The sequence below is a fragment of the Haloterrigena gelatinilytica genome, from assembly GCF_013342145.1.
In the GTDB taxonomy this organism is placed as follows: Archaea; Halobacteriota; Halobacteria; order Halobacteriales; family Natrialbaceae; genus Haloterrigena; species Haloterrigena gelatinilytica.
The window spans coordinates 4009665-4024876 of sequence record NZ_JABUQZ010000001.1 but is presented as its reverse complement, the minus strand read 5'-3'; the positions used below and the strand labels follow the sequence as shown (position 1 = coordinate 4024876).

At 66.4% G+C, this 15212-nt stretch carries 11 protein-coding genes and 2 pseudogenes; 6 read left to right on the top strand and 7 right to left on the bottom strand.

The annotated features are described in order from the left end of the window. Nucleotides 1-6: 6 nt before the first annotated feature. Complete coding sequence (locus tag HTZ84_RS19975) at nucleotides 7-645, bottom strand: hypothetical protein (protein WP_174682265.1); 639 nt, start codon at nucleotides 643-645, stop codon at nucleotides 7-9. A gap of 91 nt (nucleotides 646-736) precedes the next feature. After that, a complete protein-coding gene (locus tag HTZ84_RS19970; protein ID WP_174682264.1) occupies nucleotides 737-1204 on the bottom strand; it encodes a Tfx family DNA-binding protein in 468 nt (155 codons plus the stop codon). Between the two features lie 133 nt (nucleotides 1205-1337). Here HTZ84_RS19970 and HTZ84_RS19965 point away from each other — a divergent pair, with 133 nt between their 5' ends. Beyond that, nucleotides 1338-1553, top strand: coding sequence for a hypothetical protein (locus HTZ84_RS19965; protein ID WP_254611788.1), 216 nt, complete (start codon nucleotides 1338-1340; stop codon nucleotides 1551-1553). A gap of 225 nt (nucleotides 1554-1778) precedes the next feature. Here the strand turns inward: HTZ84_RS19965 and HTZ84_RS19960 are convergent, their stop codons facing one another. Both HTZ84_RS19960 and HTZ84_RS19955 read right to left on the bottom strand, forming a co-directional pair. Then, nucleotides 1779-2771, bottom strand: coding sequence for an MBL fold metallo-hydrolase (locus HTZ84_RS19960; protein WP_174682263.1), 993 nt, complete (start codon nucleotides 2769-2771; stop codon nucleotides 1779-1781). A 211-nt stretch (nucleotides 2772-2982) separates the two neighbouring features. Further along, nucleotides 2983-3492, bottom strand: a complete 510-nt coding sequence (locus tag HTZ84_RS19955; RefSeq protein WP_174682262.1) for a TRAM domain-containing protein — start codon at nucleotides 3490-3492, stop codon at nucleotides 2983-2985. A 206-nt stretch (nucleotides 3493-3698) separates the two neighbouring features. Between HTZ84_RS19955 and HTZ84_RS19950 the strand changes: the two are divergent. The 5 genes and pseudogenes from HTZ84_RS19950 to HTZ84_RS19930 all read left to right on the top strand — a co-directional run bounded on the left by HTZ84_RS19950 (nucleotide 3699) and on the right by HTZ84_RS19930 (nucleotide 10650). Next, a pseudogene (locus HTZ84_RS19950) lies at nucleotides 3699-4488 on the top strand (electron transfer flavoprotein subunit beta/FixA family protein). Then, nucleotides 4485-5437: pseudogene (locus tag HTZ84_RS19945) on the top strand (electron transfer flavoprotein subunit alpha/FixB family protein). Before HTZ84_RS19950 ends, HTZ84_RS19945 begins: the two co-directional pseudogenes overlap by 4 nt. Before the next feature lie 462 nt (nucleotides 5438-5899). Continuing rightward, complete coding sequence (locus tag HTZ84_RS19940; RefSeq protein WP_174682261.1) at nucleotides 5900-7168, top strand: ABC transporter substrate-binding protein; 1269 nt, start codon at nucleotides 5900-5902, stop codon at nucleotides 7166-7168. Next, nucleotides 7168-9696, top strand: a complete 2529-nt coding sequence (locus HTZ84_RS19935) for a methyl-accepting chemotaxis protein (RefSeq protein WP_174682260.1) — start codon at nucleotides 7168-7170, stop codon at nucleotides 9694-9696. The genes HTZ84_RS19940 and HTZ84_RS19935 overlap by 1 nt, the downstream gene beginning before the upstream one ends. 111 nt (nucleotides 9697-9807) lie before the next feature. Continuing rightward, the gene (locus HTZ84_RS19930; protein ID WP_174682259.1) at nucleotides 9808-10650 is read left to right on the top strand and encodes a polyprenyl synthetase family protein; all 843 of its coding nucleotides are present in this window, start codon (nucleotides 9808-9810) and stop codon (nucleotides 10648-10650) included. Between the two features lie 52 nt (nucleotides 10651-10702). Here the strand turns inward: HTZ84_RS19930 and HTZ84_RS19925 are convergent, their stop codons facing one another. The 3 genes from HTZ84_RS19925 to HTZ84_RS19915 all read right to left on the bottom strand — a co-directional run bounded on the left by HTZ84_RS19925 (nucleotide 10703) and on the right by HTZ84_RS19915 (nucleotide 15207). Beyond that, nucleotides 10703-11821: an NAD(P)-dependent alcohol dehydrogenase gene (locus HTZ84_RS19925; protein ID WP_174682258.1), complete on the bottom strand. Its 1119-nt coding sequence runs from the start codon at nucleotides 11819-11821 to the stop codon at nucleotides 10703-10705. A gap of 80 nt (nucleotides 11822-11901) precedes the next feature. After that, complete coding sequence (locus HTZ84_RS19920; RefSeq protein ID WP_174682257.1) at nucleotides 11902-13023, bottom strand: DUF373 family protein; 1122 nt, start codon at nucleotides 13021-13023, stop codon at nucleotides 11902-11904. 126 nt (nucleotides 13024-13149) lie between these two features. Further along, complete coding sequence (locus HTZ84_RS19915; protein WP_174682256.1) at nucleotides 13150-15207, bottom strand: PAS domain S-box protein; 2058 nt, start codon at nucleotides 15205-15207, stop codon at nucleotides 13150-13152. Nucleotides 15208-15212 lie beyond the last annotated feature (5 nt).

Genomic DNA, 15212 nt, shown 5'->3' with positions numbered 1-15212 from the left:
CGAGCGTTAGGAGGCGTCCGACGCGTCGCCGTCGAAGTCGACCGTTCGGATCAGTTGTGCGATCGTCTCCCGGTCGCGCTCGGGATCGATATCCAACCCGCCGTTCGGCGACGGCGAGTCGGCGGTCTCGGTGCGAACGCCGTTCTCGAGCGGGAGCACCCCGCCGGCCATCCCGAACGTCGATTCGAGCGGCCAGACGGCGACGTGGGCCTCGGCGTCGATCCGGTCCGGTTCCTCGTCCGTCTCCCCGTCGACGGGGTACCCCACGTCGAGGACGTACCACGAGCCCCCGTTGCCGTTTGACGCCTCGAATTCGAGGCTGTTCCGGGTGCCCTCGACGGTCAGTCCCTCGGACTCGAGGGTATCGACGAACTGGTCTTTCGCCTTCGGAGCGGCCTTCGAGAAGACGGACGTCGTCGACAGCCCGAGATCGTCGGGCGAGGGGGAGACGGTCACGTCGACGACGAACACCGAGCGGGCCGGAATGTCGCTCGCCTCGAGCGCAGCTACGCCGGCCGCGGGCGTGACGCGCTCGTAGACCGTCGTCTCGGCGGTGATCGAGGCGAGCATGGCGCTCGTCTCGCCGGTTCGCGTTCCCAGCGGTCGCCACGAGTCGGCTACTGCCTCCGGCAGATCGAACGTCATCACCCTCGCGTATGCCGCCGTCGCCTTTCGGTCTTCGGACTGCTGACGCTGCCTGCAATTCGGAGTCGCGCGACGCGGCGTCGAACGGCGATCACTCTCGGCGGTCCTGGTGGCGGACCCGCACCATCCCCTCGGAGGTGACGCCGACGATCAGCGGCGTCGACACCTCGCGTCCGGTCACCGCCGACCCCGCGGCATCGCTGACGACCTTCATCAGGTCCGGCGCGGTGTGATCGACCTTGACGCCCTGCTCGTCGCAGGCGTCGTAGACCAACTGCGGAACGTCGTAGAGGTCGGTCCCCGCCGGCACCCGGACGCGAACCGGCGCCCGCAGCGCCTCCGCGAAGGCCACCGTCTCGCGAGCCTTCGCCAAGTTCTCGCGCGCGCTCGACTCGATCGAGGAGACGTTCGCCCGCGAGGTGCCCAGCGCGTCGGCGATGTCGGCCTGCGAGACGCCGCGTTCGCGGAGCGCGAGCACCTGCGCCTGACGGTGTGTCAGCACGCTCGTCTCGGCGTCGAACCCGATCTCCTCGAGCAGTTCCTCGATCTCGTCGATCACGGCGATCGCCTCCACTCCCGTTCCCGCTCGAGTCCGCTCATATCCCTGTCTAAGACGACGGCAGGGTCAAAGCTTCCCCGGTCCCGTCCCCGTCGGTCGCCGACCGGACGGCGGGAACTCGGCCGAACGTTATATGCCCGAGGACGTCCACGCGGTCGTCCACCCCGCGCTGGCTCATCGGATCGTCCTGACCACCGAGGCGGACGTCCGCGGCGTCGATCCGCGGACGGTCGTCGAGGGCGCGGTCAACAGCGTCCCAGTGCCCTCGATGGACCGCCGAGGGCTCGAGCGAACGGCGCCGTTCGATCAGAACGCCATTGAAATCGACACGTCGATCGATCGGAACTAACCAATAGAGATAACAGTCGGTATGACGGAGTGTATACTGCGCACCGGCTGCGCCACGGCGAGTCCGTGCCTCTGACATCGCCTCTCGCCGTGTCTCACGCGGCTCCCGCGAGGGGAGTGAGAGGTCACCCTAGGGGGGAACTCTTTCGCCGCGTCTTTCGCGTCCCGCTTCGAGCGTGAGCGACTGGTTCTCGCGGGAAATAGCGACCGATGGGTCGCGCCGCCGTCAGTACTCGAGGTGCCAGCGCCGTTCGTCCTTCGCGGCGAGTACTTCCGCGACGCCGTCGGCCAGGCGATACTCGGTCTCCTCCCGGACGACGGTCCCGGCTCGCTCTAAGTGCTCCAAGTGCGCGTACGATTCGCCCGGACCGTGGAGGATGTGGATGTCCTCGAGGTCGCCGAACAGGGCCGCGCTCACGGACCAGGTGTCGCAGGGTCCCTCGCGATCCAGCGCGTCGAGGACCCGCCAGGCGCGTTCCGCGTGGTGGTCGATGATGTGCTGGGCCCGGTCGGCGGGCTCGTCGATCGGATCGCGGTGGCCCGGCCACGCGCGATCGTAGTCGGCCTCGACGATCCCCCGCAGCGCCCGCAGGTAGCGCTCGAGCGGCCGATCGACGCGGACGTCCGCGCCGCCGACGTTGGGCGTGTAGACGGGCAACAGCGCGTCGCCGGAGACGACCTCCCGCCGGCCCTCGAGGGTCGTCTCGAACATGCACAGCCCCGCGGCGTGGCCGGAGGCGTGGACGACCTCGAGTTCGCCGCCGGGGACGGGGAACGTCTCGCCGTCGGCGAACGTCGTGACGGTCGGCGACGCGGCGCCCGTCTCGGCGTCGGCCATCCGCTCCCGGAGGACGGCTCGCTTCTCCTCGGGCATCCCCCACTGCTCGAAGTACTCCTCCTGGAGTTCGTACATCGCGTTCCAGGCGTCCTCGTCGCCCTCGACGAGCGGCGCGTCGGCCTCGTGGACGTAGACCTCGGCTCCGCCTTCGGCCTGAATCGCGCCCGCCAGTCCGGTGTGGTCGCCGTGCCAGTGGGTGAGGAAGACCCGATCGACGTCGGCGAAGGCGAGGTCCCGTTCGGCGAGGGCGGCCTCGAGTTGCTCCCGCGTCGTCGCCGTCCAGTCGCCGGTGTCGACCAGCGCCGCCTCCGACCCGTCCGCGAAGAGGTACGCGTTGTTGTCGCCTTCGAACGCCGAGTTCGACAGGGGAATCCGCTCCATGCCGTTGTGTCGCACAAGCGACGGGAAAACCCTTGCGTCGCGACGGTCGCGGCGCTCTATCCGCGAAGCACCGTATCCGCCGTCCGCTCCCCGAACCGGCTCCCGTCGATTACCGAACAGTTGTTGCAACTGGTACTTCGGTCTTATTGCGGTACGGGTGCTAAACTGCGCGAAAACGGACCGATCGACGACTGTCCACTCGACGGGTCGACTACGAGCCCCAGAAGTTCTCTCGGCTGCCGAGCCGCTCGCGGGCCGGCTTGCCTTTGTCCTCGCCGTCCGTGTCGGCGTCAGACTCCGCCTCCTCATCCTCGCCCTTGCCTTCGCCCTCGTCCTCGTCGTCGGCCGACGTCGTGTCGGCGTCGGACTCCGGGTCCTCGTCGGGATCCATCGGGAGGAGTTCGAGCTCCTCGGCGCGGGCGTGGTTGCTGTGGACCTGGGTCACCTGAACGCGGGCTCGGGCCTCCGGCAGAATGCCGTCGACTAGCACGATAAACCCGTCTTCCGTCCGCCCGACGCCGGCGCCGCTCTCGTGCATGTCGACGACGTCGATAACGATTTCCTCGCCCGCCTTGACGGGCTGGGTCTTCAGATCCTCGATGGGCTGGCTGTAGTGCTTACACCATTCCTTGCCCCCGCGGTCGCCGTAGTGTTGACACCCCATTCCCGAGATCCGCTCGGAAAAGCTCGGGCAGTCGTCGGCAAGTGGACAGTCTGCCATATCGCGTACTACCAGTGGCGTCGTTAAACCGTTTCCGTCTTGCGGATCGATAGCGGCACGATGAGCAACGTTGGTAGTTTTTCCCCTCGCTACCAAATGGTCTGTAATCGATTTTAGAGATTCAATTATGGATTGTTAAATGAACTGGTCCCATAAGAAAGCGCGTTTCGAAAAGGTTTACGGTACGGGCGTGGCAGTGATAAATGATGAAAATCCTCGTTACGGTCAAAGAAGTCGCGACCGTCGAAGACGAGTTCGAAATCGAGGGTACTGGGATCGCCGACCAGTATCTGGGCGCCGACTTGAACGAGTGGGACGACTACGCCATCGAGGAGGCCGTCCAGCTCCAGGAGGCGGGCGTCGCCGACGAAGTCGTGACGGTCACGATCGGTCCGGAGGAGTGCGAACAGACCATCCGGCAGGCGCTGGCGAAAGGCGCCGACCGCGCCGTCCGCATCTGGGACGACTCGCTCGAGGACGTCGACCTGCTGGACGTCGGCGCCAAGACGGAGATCTTGAGCGCCGTCGTCGAGGAGGAAGACCCCGATCTCGTCCTGACGGGCGTCCAGGCCGGCGACGACAGCTTCGGCGCGACGGGCGTCTCCGTCGCCGAGTCTCGGCTACCAGTGGGGCGCCGTCGTCAACCACCTCGAGCACGGCTTCGACGACGACGCGGCCTCCGTGCGACGCGAACTCGAGGGCGGGGTCGAGGAGCTGACCGAGATCGAGCTCCCCGCCGTCCTGACGATTCAGACCGGGATCAACGAGCCCCGCTACGCCAGCCTGCGCGGGATCCGGCAGGCCCAGCGCAAGGAACTCGACGTCAAGGCGCTGGCCGATCTCGGCGTCGACGAGAGCGCCGTCGACTCCGACCTCGAGCTGACGGAGATGTACGAGCCCGAAAGCGAGAGCGACGTGACGACCTGGGAGGGCAGCCCCGAGGAGACGGCCGGAGAGCTCGCTGAACTGCTTCGCGACAAGGGGGTGGCACAATGACGGATATCCTCGCAGTGACGGACCACCGCCGCGGCGAACTGCGCGACGTCAGCTACGAGATCATCACCGCGGGTCGCCAGCTGGCCGACGAGACCGGCGGCGACCTCCATCTGGCGGTCATCAGCGGTACCGTCGACGAGTTCGCGGAGAAGCTCAACCGCGAGGGCGTCGACGCCATCCACACCGTCGACTACGGCGAGGAGTTCAACCACGACGTCTACGCGCAGGCGATTACGCAACTGTACGACGAACTCGCCCCGCAGTACGTCCTCGCGCCCAACAGCGTCAACGGCCTCGACTACGCGCCGGCCGTCGCCACCCAACTCGACCTGCCGATCGTCACCGATACGATCGACCTCGAGACCGACGGCGAGACGCTGATCGCCACCCGCGAAATGTACGGTGGCAAGGTCGAGACGACTAACGAACTCGAGGGGAACGCGGTCGCGACGATCCGCAGCGCCGAGTGGCCCCAAGCTGAGGGCACCGGCGACGCGGCGATCGAGGCCTTCGACGCCGACATCGACGAGGACGCCATCGGCTCGACGGTCAACGGCTTCGAGGAGGTCGCCGGCGGCGACGTCGACATCACCGAGGCGGACGTCCTCGTGAGCGTCGGCCGCGGGATCGAAGAGGAAGACAACCTCCCCTGATCGAGGAGCTCGCGGACGCCCTCGGCGCGACGGTCTCGTCCTCGCGGCCGATCGTCGACAACGGCTGGCTGCCCAAGAACCGGCAGGTCGGCCAGTCCGGGAAGGTCGTCACGCCGGACGTCTACATCGCGATCGGGATCTCCGGGGCCGTCCAGCACGTCGCCGGGATGAAGGGCTCGGATACCATCGTCGCGATCAACACCGACCCCAACGCCCCGATCATGGACATCGCCGACTACGCGATCGTCGACGACCTCTTCGACGTCGTGCCCGCGCTCACCGAAGCGTTCCAGTAAGCGAGACTCGCGCGACGCGAGCGTGCGGCTCTTCTCGGGACGTCGGAGGCGAACGCTCGAGAGGAGATCCGTTTCCGCCGGTTCCGAACGACTAATTCGTTCGAATTCAATTCGCTTCGGTTCCTCACGGGCAAGCGTGGCTACTCGCGGTTCAGCGGTCCGTGTTTCGTATCGATGAGATGGTACGTTCCCGCATCGAACGAATGGGTCCGTATTTCAGATGGATTATATTTGGGCCGCGATAATAATTCGCTACGACCATGACGTGTGAGTTTTCTAGCGATAGCGTATCGATCTCGAGAATTGAGTCCCACAAATACTGGTTGTTAGTCCCTAACAAATGCGACTTCGTATGATAGAATAGTAACCATTCATCGTTATACCGAACCGAATTGTGGTTCATTCTGGTAAGTATGGAAATACAGACAGTATCGTTATATGTGATGAGTGAAATACGCAGGTATGTCCGTTCACTTGAATCGTCGAAAACTACTGACCGGTCTCGGTGGAGCCGGTCTCGGTGGCTTCGCCGGCTGTCTCAGTTCGGTACCCGGGCTCGACTCGAACGACATCGAGGACGGGAGCGACGTCGGCGGAACCGACCGAACGCTCAGACTCGGAATCATGCAACCGGTGAGCGGCGATCTCGAGACCGTCGGGAAGCCGATGCGAAACGCCGCGGAGCTCCCGATTCGGCAAGTCGAAGACGAGATTTCGCTCGACATCGAGTACGAAGTCGTCGACACCGAGACGTCGCCGTCGGCGGGCGTCCAGGGTGCGGCCGCCCTGGTCGACGAAGGATACCCGATGGTCAACGGCCCGGCAGCCTCGGACGTGACGCTGCAGGCGACACAGCAGGTCCTCATTCCGTACCGGACCGTCTGCTGTTCGCCCGGCGCGACCACGCCGACGATCACCTCGCTCAACGACGCCGGGCTGGTCTTCCGGACCGCGGTCTCCGACTCGCTGCAGGCGGTCGTGCTCGCCGACCGGGCGGCGAACGATCTCGGCCACGACAGCGCCGCGACACTCTACGCGAACAACGACTACGGCTGGCAGTTGAGCCAGGCGTTCGCGCGCTCGTTCCGAAGCGATCACGGCGGGACGGTCTCGGAGCAGGTCCCGCTAACGGAAGAGCAGGACACCTACGAAGCGGCTATCGAGCGGGTCAGGAAGAACGACCCCGAACTGCTCGTCGTGATCGGCTACCCGGAAACGGGCGGACAGGTTCTCAGAGATCTCGGAGCCGACGCTCCGGAAGACATCCTCGTCACCGACGGCCTGCAGGACAGCGATCTCCACGACCAGGTCGACTACTCGCTCGACGGCATCCGCGGCACCGCGCCGCTGGTCGACGGACCGGGGACCGAGACGTTCACGGAACTGTTCGAGGACGCCTACGACGCCGAACCGGGCGTCTTCACGCCTCACTCCTACGACGCGAGCGCCGTCCTGTTGCTCGCGAACGCCTACGCCGGACAAAACGACGGGACCGCCATTAGAAACGCTATGCAGGCGGTTGCCACCGGCGACGGCGAGGAAATCACGCCGGAGTCCCTCGCCGACGGGATCGAACTCGCGGCCCGAGGTGATCCCGTCACCTACCAGGGCGCCTCGAGTTCGGTCGGCTTCGACGAGAACGGCGACGTGACCGACGCCGTCTTCCAGTACTGGGAGTTCGACGAAAGCGCGGATGGCGGCATCGCCGAACTGGACAGGGTGAGTTCGTAATGGCGTCGCTTTCCTCCCTGGTGCCGTCGTTCGTCAGGCGGCGGTACCTCGTGAAGTTCGTGGTGTCGATTCTGGCGGTCGTGCTCGTTATCGGGGCCGTCGGGGCGGTCAGCTACGTCGATATCGACGAGACCGTTCGGGCGGACTCGAACGAGCAACTCGAATCGACCGCCGAGATGCAGGCCGACGCGATCAGCAACTGGGTCGAAACGATGCGGGTCCAGACGCGGACCGCCTCCGATTCGCAGATCCTCCAGGCGGGCGATCCGCAGGAAGTCCAGGGCCAGCTCGTCGAAGAGCAAGCCCGGATGGACGTCGACGTGCGCGCGATTCACTACGTCGACACCGAGAACGATGAAATCGTGACGAGTACGAACGCCGCCTACCGCGGCGAGTCGTTCGAAAACCTGACGGAGCCGTGGGCTGCCGACGGCTTCGAGGAGGAGCTCGGGCTCGAGGAGTCCGTCTGGCATTCCCAGGAAGCGTACCAATCGCCGACCCTCGACGACCAGGTCATGGCCTTCGCCAGCCCGGTGACGGAACGCGAAGATCGAGCCGTCGTCATCATCGGCACGCTCGAGTATCAGGTCGAGCAACTCCACCAGGAGAACACGTCGGCGTCGACGGCCATTCTCGATAGCGACGGCTCGGCGGTCTTCCAGGCCGACTCCGCGTCGATCGACGAGGGATCGATCGACGACGAGGCGATGGCTGCCGCCCTGGGCGGCCGACTCACCCGCATTCAGGACGACGACGTGGTGCGGGCGTACGTTCCCGTCGGGAACACGCAGTGGGTCGCCGTCACGACCGTTCCGAACGAGCAGGCGTACGGCGTCGTCTCCGACGTCGAAACGAACGTCATCGCGATGGTGTTGACGAGCCTGGTCGCGCTCGGCGTCGTCGGCGTCGTTCTCGGCCGGCAGACCGTCGTCCCGCTGGCCAGATTGCGCGATCGCACGACCGAGATGGAACGGGGCAACCTCGACGTCGATCTCGAGACGGACCGCGTCGACGAGATCGGACGGCTGTACGACGGCTTCGACAGCATGCGAAACTCGCTGCGCGACCAGATCGAAGCCGCCGAGAGCGCACGCGAGGAGGCCGAAGCGGCCCGGGACGAGACCGAGTCGATAAACCGCCATCTCGAGGCGAAAGCCGAGGAGTTCAGCGACGTGATGGACGACTGTGCGGACGGCGATCTGACCCGCCGGCTCGATCCCGAAAGCGAGAGCCAGGCGATGACGGACATCGCCGAGGCGTTCAACGAGATGATCGCGGACCTCGAAAAGACGACCGCCGACGTCAAAGCCTTCGCCAACGAGGTGGCGGCGGCCAGCGAACAGGTAACCGCATCCAGCGAAGAGGTCCGCTCGGCCTCCCAGCAGGTCTCCGAGTCGGTACAGGAGATTTCCGACGGCACCGACCGACAGAACGAGAACCTCCACTCGGTCAACCGGGAGATGAGCGGTCTCTCCACGACGACCGAAGAGATCGCCGCCTCATCGAACAACGTCGCCGACTTCGCCGAGCAGACGGCCGAAACCGGTCGCCTCGGCCGCGAGGCGGCCCAGGAGGCGATCGACGGGATGCACGAGATCGAAGCGGAGTCGACCGAGGCCGTCGAGGCCATCCGAGAGCTCGAAGCGGAGATGGCGCAGGTCGACGAACTGGTCGAGTTCATCACCGAGGTCGCCCGCGAGACGAACATGCTCGCGTTGAACGCGAACATCGAGGCCTCGCGGGGCGGCGACGGCGAGGGCTCCGGTTTCGGCGCCGTCGCGACGCAGGTCAAAGAGCTCGCCGCGGACACGAAATCGACCGCCGAGGACATCGAGCAGCGACTCGAGCGGATCGACGAACAGACGGCCGAGACCGCGACGGAGGTCCAACAGACCGCCGATCGGATCGCCGAACACGTCGACTCCGTCGAGAACGCCGCCGAAGCGCTCGACGAAATCGCCGACTACGCCGACCGGACCAACGAGGGCGTCCAGGAGATTTCCGCGGCGACCGAAGAGCAGGCGGCCTCGACCCAAGAGGTCGTCGCCATGGTCTCGTCGGCGACCGAGATCTCCGAAACGACCGCCGCCGAGGCCCAGCGCGTCGCCGCGGCCGCGGAGGAACAGACCTCCGCCCTCTCGGAAGTCACCGAGAGCGCGAGTTCGCTCACCGATCAGGCGGCGTACCTGAGCGAGACGCTCGATCACTTCGAGACCGACGAGGTGGCGGCCGTCTCCGTCGACGACTACGACACCGACGGCGAGACGCTCTCGTTCGACGAGGTAGATGTCGACGGCGGCGACGGCGACGGCGACGACGATGATGTCGGCGGTGTCGAGACCGACACGAGCGAGGATCCCGCCGGGAGTACCGGCGGGTTCGAGCCCGAAGCGAACGGCGGGATCACGGACGCGAGCGGCACCGATGGAGACGCCGAACCGACGCCGGACACCGACGCCGACGAGGACGGTACCGTCCCGTCGGACGGCGAGAACGGGTTCACGTTCAGCCAGTTCGACGGCGAGTGAGGCCGCTCCAGGACTGACGTCGCGAATTCGCTCCCGTTTCCCGTGTAAACGGTCTAACTACTACACCGCTGAACCGTCACGTACTTTTCACCCCCGTCCTAAGCGCGTGTGATGGAATTGCTGGAGCGCCGTCGGGCGCTGATCGAGGATCGGCTCGTCGAGGTAGTCGACGGCCTCGAGCCGGACGCGCTCAGAGCGGAAGTCGAACACACGGCCCTCGCCGGAGGCAAGCGCGTCCGGCCGATGGTGACGGTGCTGGCCTGCGAGACGGTGGGCGGAACGGCCGAGGACGCCGTCGACTTCGGCGTCGGAATCGAACTCGTCCACGCGGCCTCGCTGGTCGTCGACGACATCATCGATCGGTCGGAGCTGCGCCGGGGCACGACCAGCGCCTGGGCCGAATTCGGCTACGGCCCGGCGATCGTCTCGAGCGACGGCTTGCTCGGCGAAGCGTTCGCCCTCTTTTCGTCGGATCCCGACGCCACGCGCGTCGTCGCCGAGGCCATGGTCGAACTCGGCATCGGCGAGGCGACGGAGCTGTCGGCCGAACCCGAAACCGAGGCCGAGTACATGACCCTCGCGCGCCGGAAAACCGGCGCACTCTTTCGCGCCGCCGCGGAGCTCGGGGCGATCGCCGCCGGCTCGGACGCGGTCACCGTCGAGGCGCTCGGCGAGTACGCCGAACGGGTCGGGATCGCCTTCCAGATCCGCGACGACGTCCTCGACGCGATCGCCGACGCCGACGAACTCGGCAAGCCGACCGGCCACGACGCCGCCCTGGAACGGCCGTCGGTGGTGCAAGTGACCGACCTCACGCCCGACGAGGCCAACGCCCGCGCTCGAACCGAATCGGATCGCGCGATCGAGGCCCTCGACCGGATCGAGATCGCCGACCCGACGGCGCGAGACTACCTCGTCGAACTGGCGGAGTTCGTCGTCGAACGCGAGCGCTAACGGGGCGGCGAGTCGAGACCGGACTCGAGACGAAACGATGGGGTGGGAGCGTTCAGGGCTCGCTGATCTGCAACACGGGCTTGATCGTCTCCCCGTTCTCGGAGTCCTCGACGGCCTGTTCGATCTCGTCGAAGTCGTAGTAGGTGACGAGTTCGTCGAACGGGAACTTCCCGCGCCGGTAGAGATCGACGAGGTCCGGAATGAACTCCTGGGGATTCGAGTCGCCCTCGACGATGCCCGTGATCGAACGCCCGTTGAGGAGGAGGTCGTTGACGTCGTAGCTCGCTTCGGTTCCCAGCGGCGGCGCGCCGACGATTCCCAGCGTTCCTCGCTGGGTGAGCGTCTGGACGGCCTGTTCGGCCACGTCCGCGACGCCGGTCGTCTCCAGCGCGTAGTCGACACCGCCACCGGTGTACTCGTCGACGGCCGCAATCACGTCGTCGACCGCTTCAGGGTTGACCGTCTCGGTCGCCCCGAATTCGGCGGCGGTCTCGAGTCGGTTCTCCTTCAGGTCGATCGTGATGACCTCCGTACACCCCTTGAGATCGGCGGCCATAACCGCCGAGAGGCCGACGGATCCGGCACCGAAGATCGCGATCGACGATCCGGCCTGGGGGTCCAACGAATTGATGACGGCGCCCGCGCCGGTCTGGATCCCACAGCCGAGCGGCCCGAGCAGTTCCAGCGGGACGTCACCGCCGGTGTCGACGGGAACCACGTTCCGCTCGGTCGCGATGGCGTGGGTCGCGAACGACGATTGGCCGAAGAACCGTCCGCTGAGTCGTTCGCCGTCCCGTGAGAGCGGGGAGGTGCCGTCCTCGGGGCGCTGCCCACCGAAGTTGTGTTCGAAGAACGACTCGCAGTAGGCCGGGTGGCCGTCCCGACAGCTGTGACAGTCGTCGTCGTAGTCGAAGCTCAACACCACGTGATCGCCGGGTTCGACGCGGCTCACGCCGTCACCGACCGCTTCGACCACGCCCGACCCCTCGTGGCCTAAGACCGCGGGTAAGGGCGTTGGATACAGCTGGTCGCGGACGATCATATCGGTATGACAGACGCCGGCCCCGACGACCCGGACCAGCACCTCTCCCGCCTGTGGCGACTCGAGTTCGACGGTTTCGATGTCGAACGAACCGCTCTCCTCCTCGACGACCGCTGCGTCGATCTCCATACTGCAGAGAAACCGAACGGCAAAGTAAAGCTTGGGGCGGATCGTCGACTCGCTGGATCTGAATCGGCCGATATCGGGCGTCAGGCGCGCTCTGCCGAACGCGTGCCGCTCGCCTCGTCGGCATCGTCATCCGCGTACCGCGACTCGATGACGGCGAAGGCGAGGGTGCTCGCGATGCCGAGCAGCGTGCCGACGGTCAGCGCCGTCGCGAGGAAGCTGATCCCGACCTCGTCGAGGAAGAACGCGCTCACCGCGTAGAGGACGACGGCGATCGAGAGCACGTAAAACGGCGCGTTGAGGTAGCGCCACTCGAGGGAGCCGGCGATGTACTCGTCGGTGATCTGGCCGAGGCTGGTGGTGACCCCCGCGGCGGCGATCCACTGGATCGACCCGTAGACGAGCGCGGAGAGCATCACGGGCACGCCGACCTCGCCGGGCGTCGCCTCACGGACGGCCTCGAGTTCGTTCCGGCCGCTGACGCCGCCGAGGGCGAACAGGGCGGCGGCGACGACGTAGGCGAGCAGGGTCGTCCGGCCGGCGTACAGCGACCGGCGGGCGCGCTCGACGGCGGCGTCGAGGCGGTCGCCCAGCCCGAGTCCTCTGGAGATGAGATACAGTCCCAGCAGCGCCGAGGTCGTTCCCAGCACGAACCCGGGCATGTCGAGGACGGTCCCGACCAGGGCGAGCGGGTAGATCAACAGGAGGATCCCCAGCGGGATCAACACCGTCCCTCGCGTCTCCGGATCGTTCAGCACCTGCTTGATCGTGTAGTACATCGACTCTAAGTTCTGGGCCTGCCGAACGACGACGCGACGGACGCCGTCGATGGGCACCCGCGACCGGATGATCGGAATGACGGACTCGTCCTGCGCGCCGTCGGTGACCACGAGCGCGGTGACGTCCTCCGCGGTCGAGAGGCTCGCGAGGACGGTGTCGACCTCGTCGCCGACCTCGCGGTTCGCCTTCACGTCGCCCTCGTCGTTGCCGGTGACGACGGCGACTTCGACGCTCTCGTCGCGATCGGCGAGGTCGTCGTAGACGTGCAACCCCTGGAAGATCACGTTGACGTCGGAGTCCTCCGGGTCTTCGGTCGCCAGCGCAACGGCCGCTTCCTCGACGGGGTCGCGGCCGATCACCGGCGTCGAAAAGCCGGTCTTGCGACCCAGATCGTCGTCGAGGTCGACACAGAGGACGAGCAGCATCTATCGACCGTTCGACCGGGAGGTATTTCCATCTTCTGGGGACGACAGAATTCCCCGGACGTCCGCGAGACGGGCCGCTCGCCGATCGACGGCGCCGAGCGCGAATCGGCCTCTGCGAGCGCGGCGTTACGTCGGCCCCGACCGATCGTCGCGAACGTCGACGCCGCTGATCTCGACGCGCGCGCCGCCGTCGTCGCCGTTTCGCGCGGTCACGGTCCAACCGTGGGCCTCGGCGATTCCCTCGACGATCGCCAGCCCGAACCCGGTGCCGTCCTCGGCGGTCGTGTAACCGAACTCGAACAGGTCGTCGGGCTCCGAGTCGAACCCCGGTCCGTCGTCGGCGACGTAGAACCCCCGTACCGGTCGATCGTCGCCGGCGTCGGTCTCGAGGGGACCGACGGTAACGGTGACGCCGGATCGCTCCTGTTGGGCCCTCGAGTCGGCGTCCGAAGATCCGTGTTCCACGCTGTCCGCGGGAGCGTCAGCGACCGAGGGCTCGGAAGACGCTCCGCGTCTTCCGGTGTCCTGACGAGCGTGCGAGTCAGGGCTCGTGGAGCCGTGCTCCACGGCGTCCTCCTGAGCGTGCGAAGGAGAGCCTGTCGAACCGTGTTCGACAGCGTTCCGAAACAAGTTCTCGAGCAGCGCTTGCAGACGGCCCTCGTCGGCGACGATCGTAGTCTCGACGGCGCACTCGAGGGTGGCGTTCGCGGTATCGACGGCGTTCCAGGCTCTGTGGACGCTGCTCGAGAGCGAGACCGGGGTCTGCTCGCCGATCGTTCGTCCGTGGCGGGCCAGCGACAGGAGCCGGTCGATCAGGTCGTCCATCCGCTGGAGCGACCAGCGGATTCGATCGATCGACTCCCCCGACTGCGGACAGTCCTCGGCGTGGAGGTCGAGCGTGCCCCGCGCCACGTTCAACGGATTGCGCAGGTCGTGGCTGACGACGCTCGCGAACTCCTCCAAGCGATCGTTCTGACGCTCGAGTTCCCGCTGGGAGCGCCGTCGTCGGGTGATGTCGCGGATCGCGTGTATCGTGCCGACGAACTCTCCGTCCTCGAGCGGGAGGAGCTCGGTGTGGACGTCGTGGATCCGCTTCTCGTCGTCGTTCGACCGGAATCGGACCTGGTACTTGGCTCGAGTGCGGTCGACCGACGAAGAGAGGAGCGCTCTGACCTCGTCGGTGTACTTACCGATCACCCGCTCGTCGTAGTAGCCCCGCTCGATGAGCTCCGGAAACGGCGTTCCGATCAGGGCGTCGATCTCCTCGGTGAACGCGTCGGCGAACTCGTCGTTACACCAGGTGATCGTCGCGTTCGCGTCGAGGACGAACAGCGCGATCGGCGCGAGATCGACGATCCGCTCGTACCGGGCGAGTTCGCGTTCCCGACGCTTCCGCGCGGTGATGTCTCGAACGACGGCCGTAGAGCCGGTGAACCGACCGTCGCCGTCCGTGAGGGCGGTCACGTTCGCCTCGCCGACGCGCTCCGTGCCGTCCTCGGTTCCGATGGTGAATTCGAAGCGATCGGACGTCCGGTCGCTCCCGTGGAGGTGATACACCGTCTTGGCGCCGCGCTCGAGCGCCTCCCTGGAGATGAACTCAGAAATCGATTCACCGACGATGCGGTCCCGATCGACGCCGAGCAGTTCGCAGAAGGCCTCGTTGACGATCGTGCAGTTCCCCTCCGCGTCCAGGACGTACATGGGGTCGTCGACCGTTTCGACGAGCGTCCGATACCGCTCGAGTTCGCGTTCGCTCTCGCGTTTGGCCCGCTCCGCGCGGCGTTTCTCGACGGCGTTCTCGATGCGGTTCGCGAGGACGGCGTACCGATCGGTCCCCGTCCCCTTCCGGAGGTAGTCGGTGACGCCGGCCGAAATCGCCTCGCTGGCGATCGCTTCGGATCCCGTTCCGGTGAACAGGAGAAACGGCATCTCCGGGTCGCGCTCGCGAACCGCCGCGAGGAACTCGAGGCCGTCCATTCCGGGCATCTCGTAGTCGCTGACGATACAGTCGATGGCGGGGCGCTCCGGCTCGCTCTCGGTCCCGTCCAATCGCGACAGTCCGTCCCGTCCGGAGGTCGCCGTCGAGACGACGAACTCCGATCGGGCTCGCTCGAGTGTGGCGGCAGTTACCGAACGGACGTCCGGGTCGTCGTCGACACACAGGACGTGGATCCCGGCTGCCATTGATG